Below are 19,060 nucleotides of genomic sequence, written 5' to 3' on the forward strand. Positions count from 1 at the left end.
TAGGGACTAGGACTAGGGACTAGGACTAGGGACTAGGGACTAGGACTAGGGACTAGGACTAGGGACTAGGGACTAGGACTAGGGACTAGGACTAGGGACTAGGGACTAGGGACTAGGAAGCTAGAAAACTAGAAAACTAGAAAACTAGAAAACTAGAAAACTAGCAAACTAGCAAACTAGCATCTCCCCTTTCTTACCCCCATCCGTAGCGCTGTTTTCTGTTTCTTGTTAGAATTCCCGAGAAAATTTTTATCTAAGGTGGAAGATATATGATCATCGTCACTGGCGGTGCTGGCATGATTGGCAGCAACATTGTTAAAGCCCTCAACGAGATTGGCATCAATGACATTTTGGTGGTAGACAACCTAAAGAACGGCAAAAAGTTCAAGAACTTGGTTGATCTTGATATCACCGATTACATGGATCGCGATGATTTTCTTACTCAGATCATGGCTGGCGATAACTTTGGCCCTATCGAAGCGGTCTTCCACCAAGGCGCTTGTTCTGCAACCACAGAATGGGACGGCAAGTACATGATGCTCAACAATTATGAGTACTCTAAAGAGCTGCTGCATTACTGCTTGGATCGCGGTATTCCGTTCCTTTACGCTTCCTCTGCTGCAACGTATGGCGAAACCACCGAGTTTAAAGAAGAGCGTGAATACGAAGGTGCGTTGAACGTATACGGCTATTCAAAGCAGCAGTTTGACAACTATGTTCGTCGCCTATGGCAAGATGCCGAAGAACACGGTGAAACCTTATCGCAAATCACTGGGTTCCGTTACTTCAATGTGTATGGCCCGCGTGAGCAACACAAAGGCAGCATGGCATCGGTTGCTTTCCACCTCAACAACCAAATCCTTGCGGGCGAAAATCCAAAACTGTTCGCAGGTAGCGAGCAGTTCAAACGTGACTTCATCTACGTAGGTGACGTGTGTAAAGTCAACTTGTGGTTTATGCAAAATGGCGTTTCTGGCATTTTCAACTGTGGCACAGGCAACGCTGAGTCTTTTGAAGAAGTGGCAAAAGCAGTGATCAAGCATCACGGCAAAGGGGAGATTGAAACCATTCCATTCCCTGATCACTTGAAAGGTGCGTACCAAGAGTTTACTCAAGCAGACTTAACAAAACTGCGCGCAGCTGGCTGTGATGTGGAATTTAAAACCGTGTCGGAAGGCGTGGCTGAATATTTGGCGATTGTTAATGGTTAGGTTCTAGGTTACTAGGTTACACAAAAACTCGATACTGACGATGACATGAAAACTGAACGTAACGATTTTGATCCCAAGGCGTATAACCCCACCTTTCAGTGGGGTTTTCTTGCTCCTAAGCATTGGGGAACTTGGTTAGGTTTATTGCTCGGCATTCCGCTCGCCTTGCTGCCTATCCGCATCCAACGTTGGTTAGTGAGCAAAATCATCAACTGGCTAGCCAACAAGCCACCGCGCACGGTGCACAATATCTGGACTAACCTAACTCTGTGCTTCCCCGAAAAAAGCAACGCAGAAAAAGAAGCGATTTTACGTGACTGCTTGACCACGGCAGGCGTTTTCCTGCTTAACTTTCCACTGATCACCCTGTTTGGTCAACGTTACCTAGAGAAACAGTGTGACATCGAAGGTTTAGAACACCTTGAGGCTGCCAGACAACAAGGCAACAACGTCATTTTGCTCACACCGCATACTTGGGCCATTGATGTTCTCCCAATATTACTCGCTGCCAAAGGTAGCCCTGTAGTGGCGATGGTTAAAGAGCAAAAAAATCCGGTCGGTGACTGGCTGATGCACAGGCAACGCATTCAATTTGGTGGGCGCATTTATGAGCGAAGTGCGGGCATCAAACCCTATATGAAATCCATTCGAGAAGGGTACATAGGCTACTATCTGCCCGATCAAGATCATGGTCGAGAGCAAAGTCTGTTTGTCGATTTTTTTGCCACCCAGAAAGCCACCCTACCTGGCCTAGGTAAGCTCGCCAAAGTTAGCCGAGCCAAGGTGCTTTCCTGCTTTACTCGATTGAACACCGAGACCGGACGTTACGAAGTGCGCATTTACCCTGCGTGGGACGCATTCCCATCCGAAGATGAGCACGCCGATGCCAGGCAAATGAACGCTTTTATTGAACAGCAGATCGCGCAATACCCAGAGCAATATATGTGGATTTTCCAGTTGCTCCGAACTCGTCCTGATCCGGAAGAAGCAAGCCCCTATTACAATGAAATGCTAAAAAAACCAACGGCAAAATCATGAAAAAGATTCTAATCATTGGCCCTTCATGGGTTGGCGATATGGTGATGTCACAATCGCTCTATACCACGCTGAAACAGCAACACCCGGACGCGCTCATCGACGTCATCGCGCCAGGATGGTGCAAGCCAATCCTTGAACGGATGCCGGAAGTTCACCGCGCGATTGAAATGCCACTCGGGCATGGCGAGTTCAACCTATTAGGGCGCCGTGAAATTGGTAAATCCCTTCGCGAATTTGCTTATGACCATGCTTACGTGTTGCCAAACTCAGCCAAATCGGCGCTCATCCCTTGGTTTGCAAACATTCCAAAACGCACCGGCTGGCGTGGTGAAATGCGTTATGGGTTACTGAACGATCTTAGGCCTAATAAGAAAGCCTTTCAGTATATGGTCGAACGTTATGTCGCGTTGGCCCATCCTCGCGCAGAAATGGTGGGTTCTGCTTCTCTGGGCGGGCTTGAAACATTACCACGCCCAAAATTGCTCATTGATACCAACGCTCAGCAACAAACCTTGGCTAAGTTTGAACTCTCAACAGAATCCAAAGTGATTGGCCTCTGTCCGGGTGCGGAATTTGGTCCCGCTAAGAAATGGCCAGAACGTCACTACGCAGAGGTCGCGCACGCCATGTGCCAACAAGGCCACCAAGTGTGGTTGTTTGGTTCGCAAAAAGATCTCGATACTTGTAACGGCATTAAACAGAGTGTACCTGGTGAGTTTCATCGCCAAATTCACGTGTTGGCCGGCCAAACCAGTTTGATCGAAGCAGTGGATCTGCTCGGTGCTTGTCATACCGTGGTGAGTAACGACTCTGGTTTAATGCATGTCGCTGCGGCGGTTGGCTGCAATGTGGTTGCGGTGTATGGCTCAACGTCCCCTAAGTACACACCACCGCTAGCGGAAAAAGTAGAGATCGTACATACCGATATCGAATGTCGCCCATGTTTTAAGCGTGAGTGCCAATATCAACATCTCAAGTGTTTATCGGAACTCACGCCAAAGCAGGTGCTTGATAGCGTGCGTAAGCTCGATGCCATCACGGTGAACGCATGCTAGTGCGACTGCTGTACACCTTTCTTTTGGTGGTTGCATCGCCAGTGCTGCTGTTTGGCTTGTATCGAAGCAAGCCAAACAAACCCAAGTTCGGCCGACGCTGGAAGGAACACTTTGGTTTCACCCCTACACTGGTGTGCTCTGAGCGGCCCATTTGGATCCATGCCGTTTCTGTGGGCGAAAGTCTCGCAGCGGTGCCTTTGATTAAAGCGCTCAAAGCCGCCAATCCTGCGCAAGTGATCGTAGTTACGACGACGACCAGCACTGGCGCAGAACAGATCGAGAAGTTGGGTGATTTGGTTGAGCACCGATACATGCCGATCGATTTTGCTTTTGCAGTACGCGGATTTCTTAACGCGGTCAACCCCGCCAAGATGTTGATCATCGAAACCGAGCTGTGGCCCAATACGTTAGCTACGGTGCACCAAGCCAGCATTCCGATCGTTGTAGTGAATGCGCGCTTGTCAGAAAAGTCACAGAAAAACTACTCCAAGGTACAGCCTCTGTTTAACCTGATTCAGCCTTGTTTGAGTAAAGTGTTGTGCCAATCTCAGGCGGATGCGGATCGTTTTGCCCAGCTTGGCGTCATGGCGGAGAAGATCATCGTCACGGGCTCCATTAAGTTCGATATTCAGATATCCGATGATATTAAGCGCAAAGGCGCAGAGTTACGCACTCAGCTTGGCCAAGATAGACCTATCTGGATAGCCGCGAGCACTCACAAAGGTGAAGATAAGCAAGTGCTAGACGCTCATCGCCAGGTGCTAGAAACACATCCAAATGCGCTATTGATATTAGTCCCCCGCCACCCAGAGCGTTTCGATGCAGTATTCAACTTGTGCCAAAAGCAAGGGTTTGATACCGTCAGACGCACCAGTCCAAACGTTGTCGAACAAACTACTCAAGTTTATCTTGCGGACACCATGGGGGAAATGCTGCTATTGTTAGGGGCGGCTGATCTCTGTTTTATGGGCGGTAGTTTAGTAGGTAACACAGTGGGTGGACATAACGTGCTTGAACCCGCTGCGCTCGGCGTGCCAGTCATCACCGGGCCAAGCTATTTCAATTTTAAAGAGATAGTGGAAGAACTGATTAAGCACGATGCTATTATTATTGCTCGCAGTACGAGTAGCCTAATTCAAGAACTAAACACTCTTTTCACCTGTCAGCGAAGAAAGCATAAAATCAGCAATAATGCTAAAAGCCATGTCTGGAAGAATCAAGGTGCTTTAGTCAACACTTTGGCCCACTTAAGTTAAAGCAGAGTTAAACAATGAAGATAAAAGTTATTAGCCTTAAAGATTCGATTGATAGAAGAAAAGACACCGCTTTTGCTTTATCTAATATCCCATTCGATTTCTTTGATGCAGAATATATTAAAGATAACAAAAGCCACTTTATTTATTCTCTTTATGACTCAAAAAAGAGCCAACAACTTAAAGGTTATAAACTCACAGTGGCTGAGTTGGGGTGCTTTGCAAGCCATATCTCACTTTGGAAAGAATGTCTCGAGAGTAACGAGAATTTTTTGGTTATCGAGGATAACATCGCTGTTTTAGGTGATTTATCTGCACAGCTAGAGAATATCAATTCACTAACCACAAAGTATGGTGTGATAAAATTGGGAAATTTTTTTCATAGAGAGCACATAGAAATAACTAAAATAGATGACAACTACACACTAATTAGCAACCTAAAAGGGGCTTGTGGAACGTCTGCATACGCTATATCCCCTAACGCTGCAGAAAGATACTTGAAACATGTTCATGGATTTTTCGAGCCAGTCGATGATTTTATGGATGCAGAATGGCGGAGCAAACAAACTATATACAGCTATGAACCTTGGCTAATTTCTAGAAATTCTTCGGCATCAACCATCGGTGGCAGGAAAAACAAGAATAATCGAAGTCGGTTTAACTTAATAACTTCTGAACTATATAGATCTTACAAGAGATTACGTCAAAAAATTTATAACATGAGAAAGAAAATATAGTATGAAAAACCTAAACCATATCAGGGAAAACACTTTCATTCTGATGCTGTTTTTTATTTCAACCATGCCACTTATTGTAAATAACTCATCACAATATACGTATCTTTTCGCAATAACGTCATTAGCAACATTTTTACTAGATAGAAAACATTATAGACTCACCAACACTCCCTCTAGAAAATTCATTTTTGCAACTGCTTTATTCGTTGTATTTCTTCTAATAGAAAAATCTATCAATGATTATAGCTCATCAAGACTTCGCACTTATTTCTATTCACTGTGTATAATTGCATTTATTGGCTCATTCAGTGTAAAAAAAGAAAAGTTTTACTCTGTGTTACTAGTCGCAACTATATACTCTCTAATTTACGTAGCTTATAATAATAAGATTGACTACATTCATAAAAGTCAATGGATTGTTACTGCATCTACCATATCAGCGATAACAGTTAGTATTGTTGCTATATCCATCTATGAGCTATTAACTCAGAAAAATAATTTTTATTGCAAATTACTTTTAACTTCAATAGTTTCATTCGGAATATTAGCATCTTTAATTTCAGAAACTAGGAGTGGTTGGCTTTCTCTAATTATCACATCGCTACTCACGATTATTCTAACGAGAAAGAAAGTTATTATACATTTGAAAAACAACAAACTTGCTAGTTTTTTTATTGCTGTTATGTCAATAATCATTATCTACGTTATTATCGATGATAGAGTAGCAAGTACTTTAGATAATTTAGAGAAAATATCTTCCGGTGAAGCTCTTGAATCTATTGGATTAAGGTTAGAAATGTGGAAAAGTGCATTTATTATCACTCAAGGAAACTATCTATTGGGTCTTGGTTCTGATTTTAAGAAAGTAATGCTTGATTATGCCAATGCAGGCGAAATAAGTTCGGCGTTCTTGACTTGGCATCCAAATCACCTTCACAATGAGTATCTAGATCGCTTTGTGAAACAAGGAGTTTTAGGATTAAGCGTATTTTTCATCTATATTTCCTATTCAATTAAGCTAGCAAGTGAAAGTAAAGAATCTATGCCTGCAGTGATCCTAATAGTATCGCTTCTAGCGTGTGGATTGACAGATCGAAGCTTTGAACTTCTAGAAGTAATCCCCTTGTTCATCATTCTGACATATTACTACCTAGCCAACCAAAAGACAGAACCGCAATGAACCTATTTTTCATATCAACGCCGTTCCAAGCGTTAAATGCTTTTGAAGCTATCAGGAAATACAACTGTAAAGATAATATAGTAGTCATCAGGGAACTGGAGAGTAGCGACGCCGATCAAAAACTGCTAAACCTGTTACATAGATATGATTGGTTAGATATAATTACATTACCTAGAAAGTCTTCTGGAATAAAACCTCGACTTATAAGGCTATTGGGAAGTCTAAAACGTACAAATACTAACTTAACATTTGACAACGTATTTTATGCAGAGTATCCAAGTCGTCATATAGAAACAGTCCTTGCTAATATCAATATATTATATAACGAAGTAATGTTTGACGATGGCACTTGGACTCTTCGTGCTTATGAAACACATTTAAAAAAACAGGCAAAAACGGAAGGCTCTAGCCTTAAAAGAAGCTTAACGCTAAATTTATTTGGGTATAAAGCTCCTAGACCGAGATCTCCAGGTCAAAATTTCAACTTGTTTACTATTTTTGACATTCAAGATAAGAATATAACAATTATTAAAAATAGTTTGGATGTTTTAAAAAGTGAAATCTTAGCAACTCCTTCAATCATAGATGAAAAAATTATCGCTTTCATTGGTGATGGTGGTACTGACTTAGGTTTAAACCTAGACTCATACTGTAGATATATTGAACAAATATCCACAAAAGGAGTTAAAGTAGTTTACTTCCCTCATCGAAATGAAAAGCAACATGTAAAAGATAGAATATCTTTAATCAACAATCTTCAATATGCGACTAACAGTAAAGGTTCTATAGAACTCGAGTTAGCAAAATTTAAAAACATAGAAGCTATTTACGGTTTTTATTCAACCGCATTATTTAGTCTTTCAAAACTTTACCCCAAAATTAGTATTTTTACTCGAAAATTAACACATGATGATTTTGATCATCCTGAAAGACTAGAATATCTCGTTCATATCGTAGATACGTATCTTTCGGCAACCAATGTAAAAAAGTGGCTCTGATATATAAGTGGCGACGTTAAAATCGCTACTTAATTTTTGAAATTAAAAGAGTTGCAAGTTGAAAATCCAACTTACTATCTATATCAACTGATGATGTATTATCCATAACATATGCAAAAGACTTTGATGTATAACGAATTCCACCGTTTTCTTTCAGTTTATTAATATCAAAAATATATATTGCACCATTCAGCCTATATTGTTGTTCAAGATCTTGTGAACGTTGCAGTGCGTCAGACCTAATAAAATTCCCCATTGAAAAATCATCTGGAAGTGTATTCGCCCACAGTGGGGAATGCTCACATGGAGTTACAGAAACCACCGACTCAGCATCATTATTGACAAAAAAATCTAAAGCTTCATCCACATGGGTGGAGGTTCGTAGTGGTGAAGTGGGTTGAAGCAATACGAGTATTTCCGCGCCTTTACCATACGCTTCCAAAATATAAAGCAAAACGCTTTCTGTTGTCGCAGTATCCGACGATAGATGAGCAGGTCTGAGTTCTGGTACCTCACCGCCGAATCGACGAGATATCGATGCAATCTCTTCGTCATCAGTACTTACTAGTACTTGGTCAATATATCTCGACATGGAAGCGGCCTCAATCGACCATGCAATCAATGGTTTGTCAGCCAGTAGTAATGTGTTCTTTCTCGGTAAACGCTTACTACCACCTCTAGCAGGAATTACTGCAAGTACCTTTCTACCATCAATCATTACAACACCCCTAGGCTGTGTATGTCCGCTTGCGCTCGATTGAAATCATCCATTCGGCCAATATCCAGCCAATACTCGTGAATTGGGAACATCAAGACGTTGTTTCTTTCCTGCATGTGTTGTTCTAGTAGCGTCGGCATATCAATACGATGATTTTCTGGTACCGATTGAATGACCCTTGGAGAAACCACGTAAATCCCAGCATTGACAAAGAAACGTTGAATAGGCTTCTCCACCATACTGATAATTTTGTTGCCTTCGCCGTTGATCACCCCGTAGGGAATTTGATAGTCGTATTCGCGAACACACATGGTTGCGTCGGCGTCATGGCTCACATGAAAATCGAGAAGGCGTTGAAAATCGACCTTGGTCAGCACATCACCATTCATCATAATAAGCGGTAAATCTTTTGGCAGATCTTTCGGCAATAGTCCCAGCGCGCCACCAGTGCCCAATGGTGACTCCTCATGGACATACGTGATATTGACACCGAACTCTGAACCATCACCAAAGTGAGCATGGATCAACTCTGGCATGTAGTGAGTTGAGATATAGAAATTGACGAAGCCCGCCTTAATAAAACTACGGATCACTGTTTCAAGGATCGGTTTGTTGCCGATTTTGAGCATGGGCTTAGGACAGTTATCCGTCAGCGGACGCAAACGAGTGCCAAATCCACCCGCCATCAAAAAGACTGGATTTTGATATTTCGGGCGATGCAATGCGCCATGCAAGATTTCAAGCCCCACCACCTTTCCTGCCTCATCTAGAAGCGGAATAGATAGGATGCTTTTTTTCTCCATCAGCTCAATTAAATCTTCTCGACGGGTTCCCATCTTGGCTATCGTCGGAGATAGGTTCATCACCAAAGAGACAGGCTCAGCCAACGTCAGATTCTTGAGCAGGCCACGGCGAATGTCGCCATCGGTTACAACTCCAACCAAATGCTGGTTGTTGTCAACCACTAACGCAACCCTTAAGGCCTCGTTATTAATGATCTCCAGCGCATCGCGTATTGAGTTATCAGGTTTAATCAATACATTGTTCCAGCAATAGCTCATGGAATATCCTTGAATTTTATTTGTTTTATTTAATATAGACGCGAGCTGGATAGCATGTACTACCCTTCTTAAGTGATTGAGTCACTATCGCCCCGGCCCCAACGACGCTCTGCAATTCTAAAATCAAACCTTGAATGACTGTTGCATTTGCACCGATATACACGTCTTCAGCCGTAAACACGTCGCCACATAAGGTGGCATGAGGCGCGATGTGATTGTAGGCACCAATTCTGCAATCGTGCTCAATCAAAGCTTCGCTATTCACTATGGTGTGCTCGCCAATAACCGCGCCAGTCTGTACTCTCGCACCAGGAAAAATCTGTGCTCCCGATTTCACTTCAGCAAAGGAAGAGACCTTAGCGTCACTCGCAATCACCGTTTCAAAAACATACCCTTGTGCGAGAAACTTCTCGTTAATACGCTGACGAAAAGTAGAACGAGGCATCATGCCAATACCGTTTACCAACCGCACACTATCTGGAGAGAAACGTGTAATATCCTCATCTTGCGTAAGATGGGGAATGCCTGCCAATGCCGCCCGTGATGAAACGTCATCAGGGCAAATGACGGCAAGTATTTCTCGTCCTTGGCCAAGTAAGATATCAGCCAAAACACTGGCGTGCCCGCCTCCTCCAATCAAAACAAGCGGTAACGGTTTATTCAATGATCAAATCTCCGATTTGGTAATCTCGGCTTGCTTTACGCTCGAGCATCTCCCAATACTGATAAGGAGACATGCCATTACCCGGGCGCTTAATCGTCACGTTATCTGCACTAAAGACATCGCCTGCTTGAATCGCTTGACTTGCCACCAAGCTTTTACGTGCCACCGCTTTGTTTTTGACTTCAGAGACGGTTGGAGATTTCACTGCAGATCCTAACGCCAACTCAACCTGACGGATGGCCTTCACCATCGCGGTAAGTTCATCAGGTTCAAGTGATGCCTTGTGATCTGGCCCTTCCATATTTTTGTCCAGCGTGAAGTGTTTTTCGATCAACACCGCACCGCGCGCAACGGCGGCAATCGGTATGGTGATCCCTTCGCTGTGATCAGAGTAACCCGCAGGCAAATCAAACGCCTTGCCGAGCGTATCCATCGCTTTCAGATTAATTTCTGCCATCGGGGCTGGGTATTCGGTGGTGCAGTGCAGGATCGTCACTTTCTCTTTCAGAGCTTTCTGCCCTTCATTTGATGCGTAAGCTTGCTGAAAAGCCAATACCGATGGTGCAACGTGCTCCGCTGCAGTGTAGCCAAAAGCGATGACGCCCAATGCCATTTCAATCTCGGCCAGTGTCGCCATCCCCGTAGACACGATTAAATCACATCCGGTACGCGCATGCTCAAGGACTAATGGCGCATTGGTCAACTCACCAGAAGGCAATTTCAGTCGCATTAAACCAAGATCATTGACGAGGAAATCTAAGCTTTCAGAATCAAAAGCGGTCGAAAGGAACTCAATACCCAGTGACTCACAATGTTTGACTAACTGGTGGTGAGCCGCGTAAGACAGCTCAAGTCGGCTAAGCATGGCTAGCTGTGACTCTTGCTTTTGCGTATTGACCACTTGGTAATCCGCTTGCTTGGCTTGTTCTGTCACTAAGTTTTTGGCTTTAAAGGTTTGAAACTTAACAATATCGGCGCCAGCTTGATGCGCAGCGTCGACGAGTTTAAACGCCAGTGCTTCGTCGCCATTATGGTTTACACCCGCTTCTGCAATGATTAGAGTCATGCTGCCTCACTCAATTGGTTCAAAGGGTAAGTCATAGAATGACTTACAAGGTTCAAAATGAAGTGATTTTATCATTGCAATCACTTGTGCACTGCTATCACCTTGGCCATAAGGATTATCGATCACCTCACCGTCAGCCTTATAACATATGGTAATGGCCGTTTGAATTGCTTGTTCAATCTCTTCTTTAGATGCCCGGCAATGCAAGACACTTTTCGCAGCCAAACGCCCCTGCTGACGCACGCCGATGTTCACCGTCGGTACATCAAAAGCAGGCACTTCAATAATGCCACTGGAAGAGTTGCCAATCACCGCGCTAGCATGCTTAACAGCACTGAGATAACGCACTTGCCCCAAGGAAGGAATAGCAAGCACACGCTGGGGATTTGCCGCAGCATACGCTTCGAGCATTGGAATGATACGACGTCCGCCATCATCTGCATTCGGATAAGTGAGGATAATTTGATGTTCAGGATACGAATCCAATGCATCCAGTAATGCTTGAAAACTGGTTTCGGGCGCTTCTTCACCCAAGGTAACGGGATGGTAGGTCACCAAAAAGTACGGCTGAGTCAAAGGGAAGTTGAGTGATTGAGCCAGATCAGGCACATCCATAAACTGCGCACGCTTAAGGTGGTCAAGCCCAATAGCGCCGATATTTTTCACACGCTCCGGTGCTTCCCCTAACTGGATAACGCGCTGACGATACGCTTCGGTCGAGGTGCCATGCAAATAACTCAGCTTGGTGATCGCATGACGAATGGCGTCGTCATAAGCACCCTCGGTGATTTCACCGCCATGTAAATGAATCACTGGAATACGCAGAATCATCGCAGTTTGTGCCGCTGCTAAAGCTTCAAAACGATCGCCAAGAATCACCAGAACGTCTGGGTTAAGCCTTGCCAAAGCATCCGCAAACCCCAGCACGCCCAGACCCATGCTTTTGGCGGTGCCTACTGCTGAATCTGAGGAAAGCAGGATTTCGATTTTTTCGTCGATATGAAAACCATCTCGCTCAATTTGCTGATAGGTTTCACCAAACTCTGGCGATAAATGCATACCAGATACCAGCAATTGAAGTTGAAGATCAGGATCGGCTTGGATTTCTTTTAAAAGCCAAAAGAGCAGACCATACTCTGCTCTTGTTCCGGTAAAAACGGCGACTTTTTTCTGATTTACGCTCATGCTCGTTCCCTCACCTAAGCGCCAACCGGCGTACTCGGCAAGTTAATCAGGTGTGCTTCAATAAACTCTGAATGGGTCAAATCCCCACGTAGGGCTTGTTCGAACATTGGTAAACGGTGCATTAACTGCCAAATTGGGCGAGTCATTACGCCAGCGGCATTAGTTTGCTCAAGCAGTTCATTGCGCTGCTGTGCATCCACGCAAATGATGGCGTTGAGCCAGTAGTTTGACTGTGCGTATTCTGGCTCAACCACAAACGTCACATCGCTGCAGGCGAAAAACGCTTGGTATTGATGTGCCAATTGGCGCTTTTGCGCCAGATAGCCTTCCAACACTTCCATCTGCGCGCAGCCCAGCGCCGCATTTAAGTTCGGCATGCGGTAGTTAAACCCTGGCTCATCATGGAAGAACTCATACGGGTGCGGCACTTTCGCTGTCGTAGTCACGTGCTTAGTGCGTCTACCCGCTTCTTCACTCCCGCAAAGCACCATACCGCCACCACCTGTGGTAATGATTTTGTTGCCGTTGAAACTCACCGCGCCAAAATCACCGATTGTCCCCGAGTGCTTACCCTTGTAAAACGAACCTAGGCTTTCCGCAGCATCCTCGACTAACGAAATATTCCATTTCAAACAAACAGCAACCAGTTCATCCAATTCTACCGGATGACCAAAAGTGTGCATTGGCACCACGGCTTTGATTCTTCTGCCCGTTTGCTTATGGATGCAACCTGCCTCAGTGACTTGCGCATTCTCTTCTAAGAAAGCACTCATCGCTTTAGGGCAAAGCCCCAAGCTTACAGGGGAAACATCCACAAAAATCGGCTCGGCACCCATGTGATAAAGCGCATTGCAAGTTGCAACAAACGTCAGCGCTTGTGTGATCACCAAATCACCACGTTCAACCCCTGCCATGTAAAGGGCGGCGTGCAAGGCGGCGGTACCATTGACCGTCGCCACCGCCTTTGGAGTACCAGTAAACGCTTCCATTTTACGTTCAAACTGATCGACAAACTTACCGACGCTGGAGACAAACGTGCTTTCAATGGTTTCCATTACATACGCTTTCTCATTGCCCGTAAAAGTAGGGGCATGCAACGGAATAAATTCTTGGGTTTGGTATTGGTCGCGTACAAACTCAACCAGTAGCTGTGCGTTCATTCTTCTTCACCCTTACATCTTGCTATCGAGGTATTTGCCCGTTTCTTTATGACCAAAATCGGGGATCATCCTAAAGAAGAGCGCTACAATCTGCTCTTTGCTCCAAGCTCGTTGATCTTTCATTTGGGCAATTTGTTCTTCAAAAAGACTCAACAGCTCCGGTTGATACAGAGGTTCATTTTTGATGATGCCCAAATTTTCAAAACGAGCCATATCAAGCACTTCTTTATCAGTGAAAAACTCTTCGAAATCCTTTTCACCCGTCGTATCACTTTCGGTGAAAAGACAAGGCCATTTTCCTTGTGCGGGTAGTGTGTTGGCGAGCTCACGCGCCTCATCTTCATTCGCGCATAAATGTGGCTCGTAACCACGTTGCTTTAGGTATTTCACCGCGATATCCGCAAATGTAATCAGATGCAATGCTTCACTGAGTTTCGGGAAGAAGATGTCGCGATTTTCACCAAAAATACACGACATCAAACACAACTCACCCGATTCTTGAGGAGTGACAAAATAACGTTTGATATCGTTTGGTGCGACAATCGGCTGATTTTTTTGGATACGTTGGTTAAAACCGTGTAGCAGCGAACCATCAGAAAAGGCCACGTTAGCAAAACGCGCAGTTGAGATGGCAATTTGCTCACTCTTACGCATCAAGAACATTTCCATAATGCGTTTGGACGCCCCCATCATATTGACGGGGTTGGCCGCTTTATCCGTCGAAACACAGAAGTACTTTTTAACGCCAGCATCAATCGACTGTTGAATCGTCTTGTCAGTGTTGAATACATTGACATCGATCATACGCATTAAGGTAAATGGGTCTTTCTCACTGCGAACATGCTTAAGTGCAGATAAGTTCAATACGTAGTCATATTGGCCATCCGCCTTAATAAACGCATCATACTCAATAGAGCCGATGTCCAACGCGAAAGTTTGGAAATCACCATCTATGTAACCGAATGAACTGCGAATATCGCGGACCAACTCCACCATATTGTTCTCGCTGATATCAACAACGTGCAACTTCTGCGGATGACGCTTAAAGATTTCTTTAGTGACCGCTTGGCCAATCGACCCCGCACCGCCAAGAACAAGAAAGCGTGACTGTGAAACAATACGAGATAGCTCAGCTTCGTGCTGAGCAATGTCTTGAGTAAACAGCGCGTCGGTACGACCGATAAGAGGTAGAATTGGGTTCATAAGAGATGACTACGAGTTATGACTAATAGTCGGATTTTAAACCAAGCCAAGGATTGGGGAAAGGTAAGGTTAATAAAAGTACCAGATACTCAATATCTAGTGATACAAAATTCCATCAAAGGCAGCATAACCTCTCGCCGAACATGACGGATGAACCGTTGAAAACCCGAAGGCACACGCCTCGCTCGCTTGAGCATTCTGCTCACAACAATATCGCGTTTTTACCGATAAAAGTGCCCAAGCTGTCTTTTGCCGACAATTGCGGTTCGCCAGCTTTTTCTAATGGCCACTCAATGCCGATGGCAGGATCGTTCCAGGCGATGCACTGCTCTGATTGAGGGTGGTAGTAGTCGGTGCATTTGTAGACAAACTCGGCTTCTTCACTGGTTACATAGAACCCGTGAGCAAACCCCTCTGGCACCCATAATTGGCGTTTGTTCTCAGCCGATAGATAGACCCCGACCCACTGGCCAAAGGTTGGTGAGTGCTGACGAATATCCACTGTCACATCAAAAACCTCACCGGAGACAACGCGCACCAATTTGCCTTGGGTGTGTTGCGTCTGATAATGCAAGCCTCGTAAGATGCCTTTGTTTGACTTCGAATGGTTATCTTGGACAAATCGGGTTGGCAGCCCTGTCACCCGCTCTTCAAACCTGGCCTGATGCCAAGTTTCCATAAAAAAGCCGCGCTCATCACCAAAGACCGTTGGCTCAATAATTTTGACGTCAGGAATAGTGGTATCGATCACTTTCATTATTTTTGCTCCACATAGCGGTCGAGTTGATTGAGTGCGGCTTTCCAATCACTTGGTTCAAGCTGCAGGGAGGTCCGAAGTTTGGTTGAATCTAACCTTGAGTTCATCGGTCTTGCTGCGGCGGTCGGATACTCTAGTGTGCGAAGCGGTTTTAGCTGCACAGAACGTTCTAACACCCCTTGTTGGTGCGCCAAGGAAAAAATCGCTTGAGCAAACTCAAACCAGCTCACGTGTGGCATGCCCGAAAAATGATACAGACCATAATCCACAGGCTTGCCACTCTGAAAGCACTTCAGTAGCCTCGCGATAACACACGCAATATCCCCAGCATAGGTTGGCCCACCCACTTGGTCAGAGACGATGCCCAGCTGCGATCGCTCTGCCCCTAGCCTTAACATGGTTTTAACGAAGTTGCTGCCAAACTCTGAAAATACCCACGATGTGCGCAGAATATAGTGTTGTGTACAAGCGTGTTGTACGGCGCGCTCTCCGGCAAGTTTACTCATGCCATAAATATTGCGTGGCGCTGGTATATCGTCTTCGTTGTAAAGGCCATGTTTTTCACCATCAAATACATAGTCTGTGGAGATATGAACAAAGACGCTGCCATGCTGATGACAGGCTTGAGCCAATAACTTGGGCCCTTCTTCATTGACCAGATACGCACTCTCTGGCTCACTTTGCGCTTTATCGACCGCGGTATAGGCTGCAGCGTTAATCACGAACTGAGGCTGAAAAGTTGCCAACACCCTCTCTATTGCTTGCTCATCACAAATGTCCAGTTGCTGACGATCCAGCGCCAAAATCGGATACTCCGAATGCAACGCTCTCACCAAGCATCTCCCCAGTTGTCCGTTCGCTCCAACAATCAACACTCTCATTTATTTGCCTTCTCCGTGACCAACTTCAGCAGGTATTGGCCATAATCATTTTTAAGCATCGCCTTAGCCAAGGTGGTGAGTTGGTCGCGACTCAGCCAGCCGCTGCGCCAAGCGATCTCTTCCAAACAAGCGACCTTCAAACCTTGCACGTTTTCAATCGTTTCGACAAACGAAGACGCTTCGTGCAAGCTCGCATGCGTGCCGGTATCCAACCAGGCGAAACCACGACCAAGCAGTTCCACATTTAAGTTTCCTTGTTCGAGGTAGACTTGGTTCAACGTGGTAATTTCCAGTTCACCGCGTGCTGAAGGTTTCACCCTCTTGGCCATTTCGACCACTCGGTTGTCGTAGAAGTAGAGGCCCGTCACGGCGAAATCGGATTTTGGCACAAGCGGTTTTTCTTCTATCGAAAGCGCTTGCATGTTGTCGTCAAACTCCACCACGCCAAAGCGCTCTGGGTCTTTGACTTGGTAGCCAAACACCGTGGCACCTTGGCCACTTTGTGCATTTTCAACCGCGCTTTTCAATTTGGCGGTAAAGCCCTGCCCATAAAAGATGTTGTCACCCAACACGAGGCAAACGCACTCCTCACCAATAAACTCTTCACCAATAATGAACGCTTGCGCTAAACCATCTGGGCTCGGTTGAATGGCGTATTGCAGAGAAATCCCAAAGTCTGCCCCATCACCGAGCAGTCGCCGAAAGCTCGCCTGGTCTTCTGGTGTGGTGATGACCAAAACCTCACGGATACCTGCTAACATTAGCACCGACAGTGGGTAGTAGATCATCGGTTTGTCGTAGACAGGCAACAGCTGCTTGGATACGCCGCGCGTAATCGGATAGAGACGTGTGCCTGAACCGCCGGCAAGAATAATCCCTTTCATTGAAAATAGATCCTAGATTTCTGGGCCCTAGCCCCCGACAAGAGCAAGGGCATAGAACCAGCAATTGAAATATGCAAGTTAGTTTGTGCCGAGACGTTCGCGCGAATAAGAACCGTCTAAGACCCGAGACCACCATGCTTGGTTGGTTAAGTACCATTCAACCGTTTTACGAATTCCTGATTCGAACGTCTCTTCTGGCTTCCACCCAAGTTCACGCTCAATTTTGCTTGCATCAATTGCGTAGCGTACGTCATGGCCTGGACGATCTTTGACGTAGGTAATCAGGGATTCGTAGGCATCGATACCCGCAGGTTTGTTTGGTCGGTATTCTTCTAACAAGGCGCAAAGGGTTTTCACCACTTCGATGTTGGCTTTTTCGTTGTGACCGCCGATATTGTACGTTTCACCGATCTCACCTTCCGTCACGACTTTATAGAGTGCGCGAGCATGATCTTCAACGAATAACCAATCACGAATTTGCATACCATCACCATACACAGGCAACGGCTTGCCTTCTAAGGCATTTAAAATCATCAGAGGGATCAGTTTTTCTGGGAAATGGTAAGGCCCGTAGTTATTTGAGCAATTGGTGACGAGTGTGGGCAAGCCATAAGTACGCTGCCACGCTCGCACAAGATGATCGCTGGACGCTTTGGAAGCTGAGTAAGGGCTACTCGGTGCATAGGATGTCGTTTCAGTAAACAGATCATCCGTACCTTCTAGATCGCCATATACTTCATCTGTCGAGACATGATGGAAGCGAAAGCGTGCTTTCGAACTTTCTTCTAGGGTTTGCCAATAAGCACGCGCTGCCTCCAGCAGTGTATAGGTGCCAACGATGTTGGTTTCAATAAACGCTGCGGGTCCATCAATTGAGCGATCCACATGCGATTCCGCAGCTAAGTGCATCACGGCATCTGGCTTGTGCTGAGCAAAAACACGCTCTAACTCCGCACGATGACAAATATCAACTTGTTCAAAAACATATCGCGAGCTCTCAGCAACATCACTTAACGATTCAAGGTTGCCCGCATAAGTTAGCTTATCTAAGTTGACGACACTATCTTGGGTGTGATTAATAATATGTCTTATTACCGCAGAGCCGATGAAACCTGCTCCTCCTGTCACCAAAATTTTCATTTTGCTTCCTTCAAAGTATCAATCCCTTGCTCTGTCCAAGAACGCTGTTGCCTTACTGTCTCTTGGAACAGTTCATTGTTTGGTGAAGTGCGGCTAAGCCAAGGGTGGTAGATGTGCAGTTGAATCGCCAAACCTTTCATGACTCGGTTCTTGATGCCAATTAAGCCCAAGCGGTAATCAAGGTCCGTATCCTCTCCCACCGAAGGCGCTTCATAGCGCATGTCGAACCCATTCACCTTGAGCAAGTCGCTTTTATACAAAGAAAAATTACAGCCCAAGATGCCCGCCGGCTTAAAGCCACCAATCAACTTCTGCTGCCAGGCATAAGGCAATCGGATCCCTTTTTCAACGTGACGGCCTCGATTGCAACGCCCTTTCGTTTCAGCATCTGGAGAGGTAAACAAATACTGGCGGAATATTTGCCATTTATATTGGCTGAAAAACGTTTCAGGGTTTTCACTGGCTTGCATTAAGGGAGTGAAAGGTTCAGGCAACTCAACTCGACGGCCACTCAGCGTGCTGCCTCGTTGTGCATTGTTAATATGGTCTTCAATGAAGTGCTTTTCCGGAATGCAATCACCATCAATAAAAATAAGATACTCAAACTCAGCCGCCAGTACCGCATGGTTCAAAATGCGATTTTTCCTAAAACCTTTATCTTCGTGCCAGACTGATTTTAGAGCAAACGGGACATGGCTCTTCTGTTCCTCAAGCCAAGTGACTGCATCTTCTTTTGAACCATCATCCGCAATCACCACTTCAAAATCCATACAGGATTGCGCTGAGAGTGCTTTAAAAATCAAACCAAGCGCTTGAGTGTTGTTGTAGAACGCGATGATGAGAGAAACTTTCCGTGTCATAGTTTGCCT

At 45.3% G+C, this 19,060-nt stretch carries 19 protein-coding genes; 7 read left to right on the forward strand and 12 right to left on the reverse strand.

Annotation, left to right across the window (positions count from 1 at the left end):
- Window positions 1–269: 269 nt before the first annotated feature.
- From rfaD to LZU85_RS15325, 7 genes are read left to right on the forward strand one after another with little or no spacing between them, the layout of a single operon-like run.
- A complete protein-coding gene (gene rfaD / locus LZU85_RS15295) occupies window positions 270–1,211 on the forward strand; it encodes an ADP-glyceromanno-heptose 6-epimerase (RefSeq protein ID WP_237287550.1) in 942 nt (313 codons plus the stop codon).
- Between the two features lie 45 nt (window positions 1,212–1,256).
- A complete protein-coding gene (gene lpxM / locus LZU85_RS15300; protein ID WP_237287552.1) occupies window positions 1,257–2,249 on the forward strand; it encodes a lauroyl-Kdo(2)-lipid IV(A) myristoyltransferase in 993 nt (330 codons plus the stop codon).
- Window positions 2,246–3,304, forward strand: a complete 1,059-nt coding sequence (gene waaF / locus LZU85_RS15305) for a lipopolysaccharide heptosyltransferase II (protein ID WP_237287554.1) — start codon at window positions 2,246–2,248, stop codon at window positions 3,302–3,304. Before lpxM ends, waaF begins: the two co-directional genes overlap by 4 nt.
- Window positions 3,298–4,560: a lipid IV(A) 3-deoxy-D-manno-octulosonic acid transferase gene (gene waaA / locus LZU85_RS15310; RefSeq protein WP_237287555.1), complete on the forward strand. Its 1,263-nt coding sequence runs from the start codon at window positions 3,298–3,300 to the stop codon at window positions 4,558–4,560. The genes waaF and waaA overlap by 7 nt, the downstream gene beginning before the upstream one ends.
- A gap of 14 nt (window positions 4,561–4,574) precedes the next feature.
- Window positions 4,575–5,294 (forward strand): glycosyltransferase family 25 protein, encoded by a 720-nt coding sequence (locus tag LZU85_RS15315; RefSeq protein ID WP_237287557.1) that lies wholly within the window; start codon window positions 4,575–4,577, stop codon window positions 5,292–5,294.
- 1 nt (window position 5,295) lies between these two features.
- Entirely contained in the window at window positions 5,296–6,474 is a 1,179-nt protein-coding gene (locus tag LZU85_RS15320) for an O-antigen ligase family protein (protein WP_237287558.1), read from the forward strand.
- Complete coding sequence (locus LZU85_RS15325) at window positions 6,471–7,472, forward strand: alpha-2,8-polysialyltransferase family protein (RefSeq protein WP_237287560.1); 1,002 nt, start codon at window positions 6,471–6,473, stop codon at window positions 7,470–7,472. Before LZU85_RS15320 ends, LZU85_RS15325 begins: the two co-directional genes overlap by 4 nt.
- A 25-nt stretch (window positions 7,473–7,497) precedes the next feature.
- On the opposite strand, the gene LZU85_RS15330 is transcribed toward LZU85_RS15325, so the two are convergent.
- The 12 genes from LZU85_RS15330 to LZU85_RS15385 form a co-directional block, all read right to left on the reverse strand.
- Window positions 7,498–8,190, reverse strand: a complete 693-nt coding sequence (locus LZU85_RS15330; protein WP_237287564.1) for an acylneuraminate cytidylyltransferase family protein — start codon at window positions 8,188–8,190, stop codon at window positions 7,498–7,500.
- Window positions 8,190–9,251, reverse strand: coding sequence for a nucleotidyltransferase family protein (locus LZU85_RS15335; RefSeq protein ID WP_237287565.1), 1,062 nt, complete (start codon window positions 9,249–9,251; stop codon window positions 8,190–8,192). Before LZU85_RS15335 ends, LZU85_RS15330 begins: the two co-directional genes overlap by 1 nt.
- A 25-nt stretch (window positions 9,252–9,276) precedes the next feature.
- The gene (locus tag LZU85_RS15340; RefSeq protein WP_237287566.1) at window positions 9,277–9,915 is read right to left on the reverse strand and encodes an acetyltransferase; all 639 of its coding nucleotides are present in this window, start codon (window positions 9,913–9,915) and stop codon (window positions 9,277–9,279) included.
- Entirely contained in the window at window positions 9,908–10,981 is a 1,074-nt protein-coding gene (neuB, locus tag LZU85_RS15345) for an N-acetylneuraminate synthase (RefSeq protein ID WP_237287567.1), read from the reverse strand. Before neuB ends, LZU85_RS15340 begins: the two co-directional genes overlap by 8 nt.
- A 6-nt stretch (window positions 10,982–10,987) precedes the next feature.
- A complete protein-coding gene (gene neuC, locus LZU85_RS15350) occupies window positions 10,988–12,166 on the reverse strand; it encodes a UDP-N-acetylglucosamine 2-epimerase (protein ID WP_237287569.1) in 1,179 nt (392 codons plus the stop codon).
- Window positions 12,167–12,180: 14 nt separating this feature from the next.
- Entirely contained in the window at window positions 12,181–13,326 is a 1,146-nt protein-coding gene (locus LZU85_RS15355) for a LegC family aminotransferase (RefSeq protein WP_237287571.1), read from the reverse strand.
- Window positions 13,327–13,338: 12 nt separating this feature from the next.
- Window positions 13,339–14,529, reverse strand: coding sequence for a UDP-N-acetylglucosamine 4,6-dehydratase (locus tag LZU85_RS15360; protein ID WP_237287573.1), 1,191 nt, complete (start codon window positions 14,527–14,529; stop codon window positions 13,339–13,341).
- Between the two features lie 202 nt (window positions 14,530–14,731).
- Window positions 14,732–15,286, reverse strand: coding sequence for a dTDP-4-dehydrorhamnose 3,5-epimerase (gene rfbC, locus LZU85_RS15365; protein WP_237287575.1), 555 nt, complete (start codon window positions 15,284–15,286; stop codon window positions 14,732–14,734).
- Window positions 15,286–16,167, reverse strand: a complete 882-nt coding sequence (gene rfbD / locus LZU85_RS15370) for a dTDP-4-dehydrorhamnose reductase (RefSeq protein WP_237287577.1) — start codon at window positions 16,165–16,167, stop codon at window positions 15,286–15,288. The genes rfbC and rfbD overlap by 1 nt, the downstream gene beginning before the upstream one ends.
- Complete coding sequence (gene rfbA, locus LZU85_RS15375; protein ID WP_176299356.1) at window positions 16,164–17,051, reverse strand: glucose-1-phosphate thymidylyltransferase RfbA; 888 nt, start codon at window positions 17,049–17,051, stop codon at window positions 16,164–16,166. The genes rfbD and rfbA overlap by 4 nt, the downstream gene beginning before the upstream one ends.
- 78 nt (window positions 17,052–17,129) lie before the next feature.
- Window positions 17,130–18,191 carry a dTDP-glucose 4,6-dehydratase gene (gene rfbB, locus LZU85_RS15380; protein WP_176299357.1) on the reverse strand — a complete coding sequence of 354 codons (1,062 nt, stop codon included), beginning with the start codon at window positions 18,189–18,191 and terminating at the stop codon, window positions 17,130–17,132.
- Entirely contained in the window at window positions 18,188–19,051 is an 864-nt protein-coding gene (locus LZU85_RS15385; protein ID WP_237287579.1) for a glycosyltransferase family 2 protein, read from the reverse strand. The genes rfbB and LZU85_RS15385 overlap by 4 nt, the downstream gene beginning before the upstream one ends.
- Between the last annotated feature and the right edge of the window lie 9 nt (window positions 19,052–19,060).

It is taken from the genome of Vibrio floridensis, from assembly GCF_021852965.1.
In the GTDB taxonomy this organism is placed as follows: domain Bacteria; phylum Pseudomonadota; class Gammaproteobacteria; order Enterobacterales; family Vibrionaceae; genus Vibrio; species Vibrio floridensis.